Raw genomic sequence first — 11,589 nt, forward strand, 5'->3', positions numbered from 1 at the left:
GAGCTCGCGGACGATATTGGAAGGAGAAATCTATGGCTGACGAACAGACAGTGGATACGCAAAATCTAGACGCCAACCAGGGCCCCGAGGCTTCGGGTGAAGACCTGGCGGCTCGTGTACAAGTGCTCGAAGAGCAATTGGCGGGTGCGCAAGATCAGGCTTTGCGTGTAGCCGCCGATCTGCAGAACGTCCGCCGCCGTGCCGAGCAGGACGTTGAAAAGGCTCATAAATTTGCCCTGGAAAAGTTCGCTGGCGACCTGCTGCCGATCATTGACAGCCTGGAACGCGGTCTGGAGCTATCCAATCCTGACGACGAAAACATTCGTCCGATGCGCGAAGGGATCGAGCTGACCCTGAAAATGTTCCAGGACACCCTGAAACGCTATCACCTGGAAGCGATCGATCCTGAAGGCGAACCCTTCAACGCCTCGCATCACCAGGCAATGGCCATGCAGGAAAGCGCCGACGTCGAGCCAAACAGCGTGCTCAAGGTGTTTCAGAAGGGCTACCAGCTCCACGGTCGCCTGCTGCGCCCGGCCATGGTCGTGGTCAGCAAGGCACCTGCACCGGTTTCGCCTTCGATTGACGAGCAGGCTTGAAATTAGCCGCAAGGCCCCCATTTAGAAGTCAAGCGTTTAAGTGCTACCGCAGTCAGCCACCACTACTGCGGCATCCAAATCCAAAGTTTCGGGAGAGTGAACATGGGCAAAATTATCGGTATCGACCTGGGGACTACCAACTCCTGCGTCTCCGTGCTGGAAAACGGCAAAGCCAAAGTTATTGAAAACGCTGAAGGCGCGCGTACCACGCCGTCGATCATCGCTTATGCCAACGATGGTGAAATCCTGGTTGGCCAGTCGGCCAAGCGTCAGGCAGTGACCAATCCGCATAACACCCTGTACGCGGTGAAGCGTCTGATCGGTCGTCGTTTCGACGAAGAAGTCGTACAGAAAGACATCCAGATGGTCCCTTACAAGATCGTCAAGGCTGACAACAACGACGCCTGGGTTGAGGTGAACGGCCAGAAAATGGCGCCGCCACAAATTTCGGCTGAAATTCTGAAGAAAATGAAGAAGACCGCCGAAGACTACCTCGGCGAGCCAGTGACTGAAGCGGTGATCACCGTTCCGGCCTACTTCAACGACAGCCAGCGTCAAGCCACCAAAGACGCCGGCCGCATCGCGGGTCTGGATGTTAAACGTATCATCAACGAACCAACCGCGGCCGCACTGGCCTACGGTATGGACAAGGCGAAAGGCGATCACACCGTGATCGTTTACGACTTGGGCGGCGGTACTTTCGACGTTTCCGTGATCGAAATCGCTGAAGTCGATGGCGAGCACCAGTTCGAAGTGTTGGCCACCAACGGTGACACGTTCCTGGGCGGTGAAGACTTTGACATTCGTCTGATCGACTACCTCGTTGACGAGTTCAAGAAAGAAAGCGGCATGAACCTCAAGGGTGACCCGCTGGCCATGCAGCGCCTGAAAGAAGCCGCTGAGAAAGCCAAGATCGAACTGTCCTCGAGCCAGTCGACCGACGTGAACCTGCCGTACATCACTGCAGACGCTACCGGTCCTAAGCACTTGAACGTGAAAATCTCCCGCGCCAAGCTCGAAGCGCTGGTTGAAGACCTGGTTCAGCGCACCATCGAACCTTGCCGCATTGCGATGAAAGACGCCGGTATCGAAATTGGCGCGATCAACGACGTGATCCTGGTCGGCGGTCAGACCCGTATGCCACTGGTTCAGAAGCTGGTCACCGATTTCTTCGGTAAAGAAGCGCGTAAAGACGTCAACCCTGACGAAGCTGTTGCCATGGGTGCTGCTATCCAGGGCGCGGTATTGGCTGGTGACGTGAAAGACGTTCTGCTGCTCGACGTCAGCCCGCTGACCCTGGGTATCGAAACCATGGGCGGCGTAATGACCGCGCTGATCGAGAAAAACACCACGATTCCTACCAAGAAATCGCAAGTGTTCTCGACTGCCGACGACAACCAGGGCGCAGTGACCATTCACGTGCTGCAAGGTGAGCGTAAGCAAGCTGCACAGAACAAGTCCCTGGGCAAGTTCGACCTGGCTGAGATTCCACCAGCACCACGTGGCGTGCCACAAATCGAAGTGACCTTCGACATCGACGCCAACGGCATCCTGCACGTCGGCGCGAAAGACAAGGCTACCGGCAAGACTCAGTCGATCGTGATCAAGGCTAACTCCGGTCTGTCCGAGGAAGAAATTCAGCAGATGGTTCGCGATGCTGAAGTGAACGCTGAAGAAGACCGCAAGTTCGAAGAGCTGGCCAGCGCCCGTAACCAGGGCGATGCCTTGGTTCACTCGACGCGCAAAATGGTCGCTGATGCTGGCGACAAAGTGAGCGCTGAAGAGAAAACTGCAATCGAAGCAGCTGTAGTTGCCCTGGAAACCGCCATCAAGGGCGATGACAAGGCCGCTATCGAAGCCAAGGTTGAAGAGCTGTCCAAGGTCTCCGCGCCAGTGGCTCAGAAAATGTACGCCGAGCAGGCTCAGCCAGCTGAAGGCGCGGCGCCGAAAGACGAATCGGCTGAAAAGGCTGACGACGTTGTCGATGCCGAGTTCGAAGAAGTCAAAGACCACAAGTAAGTTGTTGGTCGCCCGGTTGACTGCCTTCAGGCGGTGACTGGTAGGATGTCGCCGCGCGGGAGCTTGCTCCCGCGTTGGCGTGTCTGGAGTAAGCGAATTTTTACAGCATGCGACAACGCTCGGATGTTGGCGGTATGACCGGGAATGCTCCTGCTTTTCGAGTCGAAATTACCGCATCGAATCAAAGACCAGGATCGTTGAATTGACGTGAGTTGGGTCCGGGCCTGTATTGGGGCTCAACGAGTTTGGCGAGGCTCAGGAGAGGTTTGCCGAACGTCCTTAAGAGTGCAAAGACTTATGGCAAAGCGTGACTATTACGAAGTATTGGGTGTTGAACGTGGTTCAAGCGAAGCGGACCTGAAAAAGGCCTACCGTCGCCTGGCGATGAAGCACCACCCGGACCGTAATCCCGATGACAAAGCGTCGGAGGATATGTTCAAGGAGGCCAACGAGGCCTACGAAGTGCTGTCCGATTCCAGCAAGCGCGCGGCCTATGACCAATACGGTCATGCCGGTGTCGACCCGAGCATGGGTGGCGGCGGTGCCGGGTTTGGCGGTCAGAACTTCTCCGACATTTTTGGCGATGTCTTCAGTGACTTCTTCGGTGGCGGTCGCGGCGGTTCCCGTGGCGGCGCTCAGCGCGGCAGCGACCTGCGTTACACCCTGGAGCTGAACCTGGAAGAAGCGGTGCGCGGCACGACCGTGAATATCCGCGTTCCGACACTGGTCAACTGCAAACCGTGCGATGGCTCGGGTGCCAAGAAAGGCTCCTCGCCGATCACTTGCCCGACGTGCGGCGGTATCGGTCAGGTGCGCATGCAGCAGGGCTTCTTCTCGGTGCAGCAGACCTGCCCGCGCTGCCATGGCCAGGGCAAGATCATTTCCGATCCGTGCGATTCCTGCCACGGCGAAGGTCGTGTCGAAGAGTACAAAACCCTGTCGGTGAAAGTGCCGGCCGGTGTCGATACCGGTGACCGTATTCGCCTGTCCGGCGAGGGCGAGGCGGGTGCGCAGGGCGGCCCGACCGGTGACCTGTATGTGGTGATCAATGTGCGCGAGCACGCGATCTTCCAACGTGACGGCAAGCACCTGTTCTGCGAAGTGCCAATCAGCTTCGTCGACGCAGCACTGGGCGGCGAGCTGGAAATTCCGACCCTCGATGGTCGGGTCAAACTGAAGATCCCTGAGGGGACTCAGACCGGTAAGCAGTTCCGTGTTCGCGGCAAAGGCGTCGCGCCGGTTCGCGGCGGCGGTGCTGGTGACCTGATGTGCCGCGTGGCGGTCGAAACCCCGGTCAATCTGGGTCGTCGTCAGCGCGAATTGCTGGAGGAGTTCCGCAGCTCCCTGGCGGACGACAATAGTCACTCGCCGAAAACCACCGGCTGGTTCGAAGGCGTGAAGCGCTTCTTCGGCGATTTGTAAGGAGACAGGCATGCGACGTATTGCTGTGATGGGCGCTGCCGGGCGCATGGGAAAAATCCTGGTCGAGGCGGTGCAGCAACGTGCGCCGCTGACAGGCCTCACGGCAGCCATTGTGCGCCCTGGCAGCACGCTGATTGGCGTGGATGCCGGTGAGCTGGCATCGCTGGGGCGAATCGGTGTGCCGTTGTCCGGCAAGCTGGATGCGGTGGCTGATGAGTTCGATGTGTTGATCGACTTCACGCTCCCGGAAGTCATGCTGAGCAACCTTGCGTTCTGTCGTAAGGCGGGCAAGGCCATGGTGATCGGCACCACGGGATTGGACGCCGCGCAGAAGCAGTTGCTGGTCGAGGCGAGCAAGGATATTGCGATTGTGTTCGCAGCCAATTTCAGTGTCGGTGTAAACCTGTCGCTGAAGCTGCTCGATATGGCGGCTCGTGTGTTGGGTGATGACGCCGATATTGAAATCATCGAGGCCCATCATCGGCACAAGATCGATGCGCCTTCAGGTACGGCTTTGCGCATGGGCGAAGTGATCGCCAGCGCGCTGGATCGTGATCTGCAAAAGGTTGCGGTCTATGGTCGTGAAGGTCACACCGGTGTGCGCGAGCGTGAAACGATCGGCTTTGCCACTGTTCGCGGTGGTGATGTGGTCGGTGATCATACGGTGCTGTTCGCCTGTGAGGGCGAGCGACTGGAAATCACGCACAAAGCATCCAGTCGCATGACCTTCGCCAAGGGTGCGGTACGTGCAGCTTTGTGGCTGGACGGTCGTGAGCCAGGCCTTTACGACATGCAAGACGTGCTCGACCTGCGGTAAGATGTGCCCGAAATCGGGTTCAAACCTGGCGTTTGACCCCGGTTTTAACCGCCAAGCGACGTCCTGTCGCATTCTCCGGCCTTTAGGGCTCATTGGCGGTAGACCAAAAAAGCCTTTTTCTGTAAGCTACAGCTTTAGTGTGTCCACTAAAAGCGCGCAGAATAATTCAGTGAACAAGCGGGGTGACGTGTCCATACGTCACTCCGCTTTTTTACAACCTGCGATCGCCCTTTCAGGCTTTATTTACGGGAGGTCTTCTTGACTAAGCCAGCCATACTCGCCCTTGCTGATGGCAGCATTTTTCGCGGCGAAGCCATTGGAGCCGACGGTCAAACCGTTGGTGAGGTGGTGTTCAACACCGCAATGACCGGCTATCAGGAAATCCTTACCGATCCTTCCTACGCCCAACAAATCGTTACCCTGACTTACCCGCACATCGGCAATACCGGCACCACGCCGGAAGACGCCGAGTCCGACCGCGTCTGGTCCGCTGGCCTGGTCATCCGTGACCTGCCACTGGTTGCGAGTAACTGGCGTAACACGATGTCGCTGTCCGACTACCTGAAAGCCAACAATGTGGTGGCAATCGCCGGTATCGACACTCGCCGCCTGACGCGCATCCTGCGTGAAAAAGGCGCGCAGAACGGCTGCATCATGGCCGGTGACAACATTTCCGAAGAAGCCGCCATCGCCGCTGCTCAGGGCTTCCCTGGCCTCAAGGGCATGGACCTGGCAAAAGTCGTCAGCACCAAAGAGCAGTACGAATGGCGCTCGACTGTCTGGGATCTGAAAACCGACAGTCACGCGACGCTCGAAGCCTCCGAGCTGCCCTATCACGTGGTGGCCTACGACTACGGCGTCAAGGTGAACATCCTGCGCATGTTGGTCGAGCGCGGCTGCCGCGTGACAGTCGTACCGGCACAGACTCCAGCCGCCGAAGCGCTGGCACTGAAGCCGGACGGCGTGTTCCTGTCCAACGGCCCGGGTGACCCTGAGCCATGCGACTACGCGATCCAGGCAATCAAGGACGTGCTGGAAACCGAAATTCCGGTATTCGGCATTTGCCTCGGCCACCAACTGCTGGCGCTGGCCGCCGGTGCCAAGACCCTGAAAATGGGTCACGGACACCACGGTGCCAACCACCCGGTCCAGGATCTGGATTCCGGCGTTGTGATGATCACCAGCCAGAACCACGGTTTTGCGGTAGACGAAACGACCCTGCCAGGCAACGTTCGGGCGATCCACAAATCGCTGTTCGACGGCACCCTGCAAGGCATCGAGCTTACCGACAAGAGCGCCTTCAGCTTTCAGGGTCACCCTGAAGCCAGCCCCGGCCCGAACGACGTAGCGCCACTGTTTGATCGCTTCATCAATGAAATGGCCAAGCGACGCTAATCGCTCGCCCTGATGTAGCGAAGCCTGAGGGCGGTCCCGAAACGGTGGCCCCCTCAAGGCTTCAGAGATTGAACAAGACGGCTTGCCGACTGACCTGCGGATTTGAGTGACAACCCATGCCAAAACGTACAGACATTAAAAGCATCCTGATTCTCGGTGCTGGCCCGATCGTGATCGGCCAGGCCTGCGAATTCGACTACTCCGGCGCCCAGGCCTGTAAAGCCCTGCGCGAGGAGGGTTACCGCGTCATCCTGGTGAACTCCAACCCGGCGACCATCATGACTGACCCGGCCATGGCCGACGCCACCTACATCGAACCGATCAAGTGGCAGACCGTTGCCAAGATCATCGAGAAAGAGCGCCCGGACGCGCTGCTGCCGACCATGGGCGGCCAGACCGCTCTGAACTGCGCCCTGGACCTGGAGCGCGAAGGCGTTCTGGAGAAGTTCGGCGTAGAAATGATCGGCGCCAACGCTGACACCATCGACAAAGCCGAAGACCGTTCGCGCTTCGACAAGGCGATGAAATCCATCGGTCTGGACTGCCCGCGTTCGGGTATCGCCCACAGCATGGAAGAAGCCAACGCCGTTCTCGAACGCCTGGGCTTCCCGTGCATCATCCGCCCGTCCTTCACCATGGGCGGCACCGGTGGCGGTATCGCTTACAACCGTGAAGAGTTCGAAGAAATCTGCGCCCGCGGTCTGGACCTGTCGCCGACCAAAGAGCTGCTGATCGACGAATCGCTGATCGGCTGGAAAGAGTACGAGATGGAGGTTGTCCGCGATAAGAAGGACAACTGCATCATCGTTTGCTCGATCGAAAACTTTGACCCAATGGGCGTGCACACCGGTGACTCGATCACCGTTGCTCCGGCACAAACCCTGACGGACAAGGAATACCAGATCATGCGTAACGCCTCGTTGGCGGTACTGCGTGAGATCGGCGTGGAAACCGGCGGCTCCAACGTTCAGTTTGGCATCTGCCCGGACACTGGCCGCATGGTCGTGATCGAAATGAACCCGCGGGTATCCCGCTCTTCGGCACTGGCCTCGAAAGCCACTGGTTTCCCGATTGCGCGTATCGCTGCCAAACTGGCGATCGGCTACACCCTGGACGAGCTGCAGAACGAAATCACCGGCGGCGCTACTCCTGCATCCTTCGAGCCGTCCATCGACTACGTCGTGACCAAGCTGCCACGCTTCGCCTTCGAGAAATTCCCGAAAGCCGACGCGCGCCTGACCACTCAAATGAAGTCGGTCGGTGAAGTCATGGCCATCGGCCGGACCTTCCAGGAATCCCTGCAGAAAGCCCTGCGCGGTCTGGAAGTGGGTGTTTGCGGCCTGGACGAGAAGCTCGACCTGAGCAACCCGGAAAGCATGAGCATCCTCAAGCGCGAACTGACCGTGCCGGGTGCCGAGCGTATCTGGTACGTGGCTGATGCGTTCCGCGCCGGTCTGTCGGTCGAAGACATTTTCGGCATGAACATGATCGACCCATGGTTCCTGGTGCAGATCGAAGACCTGATCAAGGATGAAGAGAAGGTCAAGACTCTGGGTCTGGCCAGCATCGACCGCGACTTGATGTTCCGCCTCAAGCGCAAAGGCTTCTCCGACATGCGTCTGGCCAAGTTGCTGGGCGTGACTGAGAAGGCTCTGCGTCGCCACCGTCACAAGCTGGAAATCTTCCCGGTCTACAAGCGTGTCGACACCTGCGCGGCCGAGTTCGCCACCGATACTGCTTACCTCTACTCGACGTACGAGGAGGAGTGTGAAGCAGCGCCGTCGGGCCGCGACAAGATCATGATCCTCGGCGGCGGTCCAAACCGTATCGGCCAGGGTATCGAGTTCGACTATTGCTGTGTACACGCGGCACTGGCCCTGCGCGAAGACGGTTACGAGACCATCATGGTCAACTGCAACCCGGAAACCGTTTCCACCGACTACGACACCTCCGATCGCCTGTACTTTGAACCAGTGACCCTGGAAGACGTGCTGGAGATCGTCCGTGTCGAGAAGCCGAAAGGCGTGATCGTCCAGTACGGCGGCCAAACCCCGCTGAAACTGGCGCGTGCCCTGGAAGAAGCCGGCGTGCCGATCATCGGCACCAGCCCTGACGCCATCGACCGTGCCGAAGACCGTGAGCGCTTCCAGCAAATGGTTGAGCGTCTGAACCTGCGTCAGCCGCCTAACGCCACCGTGCGCAGCGAAGACGAAGCGATTCGTGCCGCCGCCAAGATCGGTTACCCGCTGGTAGTTCGCCCGTCCTACGTATTGGGCGGCCGCGCGATGGAAATCGTTTACGAAGAAGAAGAGCTCAAGCGCTACCTGCGTGAAGCGGTTCAAGTCTCCAACGACAGCCCGGTGCTGCTGGACCACTTCCTCAATTGCGCGATCGAAATGGACGTGGATGCGGTCTGCGACGGCACTGACGTAGTGATCGGCGCGATCATGCAGCACATCGAGCAGGCCGGTGTTCACTCCGGTGACTCCGCGTGCTCCCTGCCGCCGTACTCGCTGCCCGCTCACATCCAGGACGAGATGCGCGAACAGGTCAAGAAAATGGCCCTGGAACTGGGCGTTGTCGGCCTGATGAATGTTCAGTTGGCGCTGCAAGGCGAAGACATCTACGTCATCGAAGTCAACCCGCGCGCTTCCCGTACCGTACCGTTCGTGTCCAAGTGCATCGGGGTGTCCCTGGCAATGATCGCGGCTCGCGTGATGGCTGGTAAAACCCTGAAGGAAATCGGCTTCACCAAAGAAATCATTCCTAACTTCTACAGCGTGAAAGAGGCGGTATTCCCATTCGCCAAATTCCCTGGCGTGGACCCGATCCTGGGCCCTGAAATGAAGTCCACCGGTGAAGTGATGGGCGTGGGCGATACCTTCGGCGAAGCCTTTGCCAAAGCCCAGATGGGTGCCAGCGAAGTGCTGCCGACTGGCGGTACCGCGTTCATCAGCGTGCGTGACGATGACAAGCCACTGGTTGCAGGCGTGGCCCGTGATCTGATCAACTTGGGCTTTGAAGTGGTCGCCACTGCCGGTACTGCCAAGCTGATCGAAGCCGCAGGCCTGAAAGTGCGTCGTGTGAATAAGGTGACCGAGGGTCGTCCGCACGTGGTCGACATGATCAAGAATGACGAAGTCACCCTGATCATCAACACCACCGAAGGTCGCCAGTCGATCGCCGATTCCTACTCCATTCGTCGTAATGCCTTGCAGCACAAGATCTACTGCACCACTACCATTGCTGCTGGCGAAGCTATCTGCGAAGCGCTGAAGTTCGGTCCCGAGAAGACCGTGCGCCGCTTGCAGGATCTACACGCAGGATTGAAGGCATGATCAAATACCCAATGACCGTCCAGGGCGCGAAAGCCCTGGAAGAAGAGCATGCTCATCTGACCAAGGTCGTCCGTCCGAAGCTCAGCCAGGACATCGGTACGGCCCGCGAGTTGGGTGACTTGAAGGAAAACGCCGAATACCACGCTGCTCGCGAGCAGCAGGGGATGGTCGAGGCGCGGATTCGTGACATCGAAGGCCGGATACAGAATCAGGTCATCATCGATGTCACGACCATTCCTCATACCGGCAAAGTGATTTTCGGCACCACCGTTGAAATCGCCAACGTCGAGACTGATGAACGCGTCACTTACCACATCGTTGGCGAGGATGAGGCAGACTTCAAACTCGGCAAGATCTCTGTCGGTTCGCCACTGGCTCGCGCCTTGATTGCCAAGGAAGAAGGCGATGTGGTTGCCGTCAAAACGCCAGGTGGCGTTATCGAGTACGAGATTGTCGAAGTTCGCCACCTCTGAAAGAAGGCGCCCGCTACGTGCGGGCGCCATGCTTTGGCAGTTGACCCAGATGTTGTGGGTTGGCGGCCTGTGGTTGTTGCATATCGGTCTGCTGCCGGTGCTGGAGCGAATAGGCCTGGCACCGCTGCTGATCGACGAAATTGCAGGCATGCTGAATACGCTGATGGTGGGATTTGCCACGGTGTGTGTGATTTTGCAGGCTTTGGTGCTGGTTCAGGCCGAGGGCCTTGCCAGTCTATGGCGCGATATTCGCGGGCAACTGCTGATGATGGCGCTATATGGGGGCGCGATGTATTTCGCGGTCTACGTCGGCTGGCCGCAGGCGGCGCATTGGCAGCTGTTCAGCTATCTTGTTCTGGGGTTTTCCGGGCTGGTACTGGTGATGCAGCCGGTGCCGGGATGGAGTGTCAGGGTGCGCGAAGCACACCCTTGACCCTTGTCATCACTTGAAGCGATGGACGTTCGACAGCTGCTTGTTGACGCTGAAGTTCTTGCGGTAAATCAGTGCCATCTTGCCGATGACCTGAACCAGGTCGGCTTTTCCGGCCTTGCAGAGCTCTGCAATGGCTGCCAGGCGCGATTCGCGATCGAGGATGTTGAGCTTGATTTTGATCAGCTCGTGATCCGCCAAAGCGCGTTCAAGTTCGGCTAACACACCTTCAGTCAAACCGTTGTCAGCCACAATCAAAACTGGTTTCAGATGGTGGCCAATGGATTTGTACTGTTTCTTCTGCTCTTGAGTGAGCGGCATAATCTGACCCTTTAGTCTGGATTCTGTAAAATGGCGGCCATTTTACCCGAGGGTTCGTGGATCCGCCCAATTAATCACGACCCTTATCATCGAGGTGCCCAATGGCGCGTTCCAAGACAAGCCTTGGTTGGCTGAAAAGACATGTCAATGATCCATATGTGAAGCAGGCGCAGAAGGATGGTTACCGCTCGCGTGCGAGTTACAAGCTTCTGGAGGTCCAGGAGAAATACAAGCTGATCCGTCCGGGTATGAGCGTTGTCGACCTGGGTGCGGCGCCCGGCGGCTGGTCGCAGGTCACTAGTCGGCTGATCGGCGGTCAGGGGCGTCTGATCGCCTCGGACATCCTGGAAATGGACAGCATTCCGGACGTGACTTTCATCCAGGGTGACTTCACCCAGGACGAAGTGCTCGCTCAGATCCTTGAAGCCGTGGGTAATTCGCAGGTGGACCTTGTGATTTCCGATATGGCCCCCAATATGAGTGGTACGCCTGAGGTGGACATGCCCAAAGCCATGTTTCTATGCGAGCTGGCTCTTGATCTGGCGGCTCGGATACTCAAGCCGGGTGGTAATTTCGTGATCAAGGTGTTTCAGGGCGAAGGGTTTGATGCTTACGTGAAGGACGCTCGTCAGAAATTCGACAAGGTCCAGATGATCAAGCCGGACTCTTCCCGTGGCAGTTCCCGCGAGCAATACATGCTGGCTTGGGGCTACCGCGGCCGTAGTGAGTAAATCGAGGTTTTTTTGCGGGTCGATAGGTTTTTCGTATTTCGTCC

General features: G+C 58.1%; 10 protein-coding genes. 9 read left to right on the forward strand and 1 reads right to left on the reverse strand.

Annotation, left to right across the window (positions count from 1 at the left end; genetic code table 11):
• Nucleotides 1-32: 32 nt before the first annotated feature.
• From grpE to MEB48_RS18680, 8 genes are all read left to right on the forward strand, one after another.
• Entirely contained in the window at nt 33-599 is a 567-nt protein-coding gene (gene grpE / locus MEB48_RS18645) for a nucleotide exchange factor GrpE (RefSeq protein ID WP_007900531.1), read from the forward strand.
• A 102-nt stretch (nt 600-701) separates the two neighbouring features.
• Nucleotides 702-2,618, forward strand: a complete 1,917-nt coding sequence (gene dnaK / locus MEB48_RS18650) for a molecular chaperone DnaK (RefSeq protein ID WP_237885455.1) — start codon at nt 702-704, stop codon at nt 2,616-2,618.
• Between the two features lie 297 nt (nt 2,619-2,915).
• Nucleotides 2,916-4,040 (forward strand): molecular chaperone DnaJ, encoded by a 1,125-nt coding sequence (dnaJ, locus tag MEB48_RS18655; protein ID WP_095055180.1) that lies wholly within the window; start codon nt 2,916-2,918, stop codon nt 4,038-4,040.
• A gap of 10 nt (nt 4,041-4,050) precedes the next feature.
• Nucleotides 4,051-4,857, forward strand: a complete 807-nt coding sequence (dapB, locus tag MEB48_RS18660; protein WP_237885456.1) for a 4-hydroxy-tetrahydrodipicolinate reductase — start codon at nt 4,051-4,053, stop codon at nt 4,855-4,857.
• A 258-nt stretch (nt 4,858-5,115) separates the two neighbouring features.
• On the forward strand, nt 5,116-6,252 hold the full coding sequence (carA, locus tag MEB48_RS18665; protein WP_237885457.1) for a glutamine-hydrolyzing carbamoyl-phosphate synthase small subunit: 1,137 nt from the start codon (nt 5,116-5,118) through the stop codon (nt 6,250-6,252).
• A 116-nt stretch (nt 6,253-6,368) separates the two neighbouring features.
• Nucleotides 6,369-9,590 carry a carbamoyl-phosphate synthase large subunit gene (gene carB, locus MEB48_RS18670; protein WP_237885458.1) on the forward strand — a complete coding sequence of 1,074 codons (3,222 nt, stop codon included), beginning with the start codon at nt 6,369-6,371 and terminating at the stop codon, nt 9,588-9,590.
• Entirely contained in the window at nt 9,587-10,063 is a 477-nt protein-coding gene (gene greA, locus MEB48_RS18675; RefSeq protein ID WP_007942892.1) for a transcription elongation factor GreA, read from the forward strand. The genes carB and greA overlap by 4 nt, the downstream gene beginning before the upstream one ends.
• A gap of 28 nt (nt 10,064-10,091) precedes the next feature.
• Nucleotides 10,092-10,496 (forward strand): MFS transporter, encoded by a 405-nt coding sequence (locus MEB48_RS18680; RefSeq protein WP_237885459.1) that lies wholly within the window; start codon nt 10,092-10,094, stop codon nt 10,494-10,496.
• A gap of 9 nt (nt 10,497-10,505) precedes the next feature.
• Here the strand turns inward: MEB48_RS18680 and MEB48_RS18685 are convergent, their stop codons facing one another.
• On the reverse strand, nt 10,506-10,814 hold the full coding sequence (locus MEB48_RS18685; protein ID WP_007900503.1) for a YhbY family RNA-binding protein: 309 nt from the start codon (nt 10,812-10,814) through the stop codon (nt 10,506-10,508).
• Nucleotides 10,815-10,915: 101 nt separating this feature from the next.
• Here MEB48_RS18685 and rlmE point away from each other — a divergent pair, with 101 nt between their 5' ends.
• The gene (rlmE, locus tag MEB48_RS18690) at nt 10,916-11,545 is read left to right on the forward strand and encodes a 23S rRNA (uridine(2552)-2'-O)-methyltransferase RlmE (protein WP_007900501.1); all 630 of its coding nucleotides are present in this window, start codon (nt 10,916-10,918) and stop codon (nt 11,543-11,545) included.
• Nucleotides 11,546-11,589: the final 44 nt, after the last annotated feature.

It is taken from the genome of Pseudomonas sp. PGPR40 (assembly GCF_022014505.1).
Lineage (GTDB): Bacteria > Pseudomonadota > Gammaproteobacteria > Pseudomonadales > Pseudomonadaceae > Aquipseudomonas.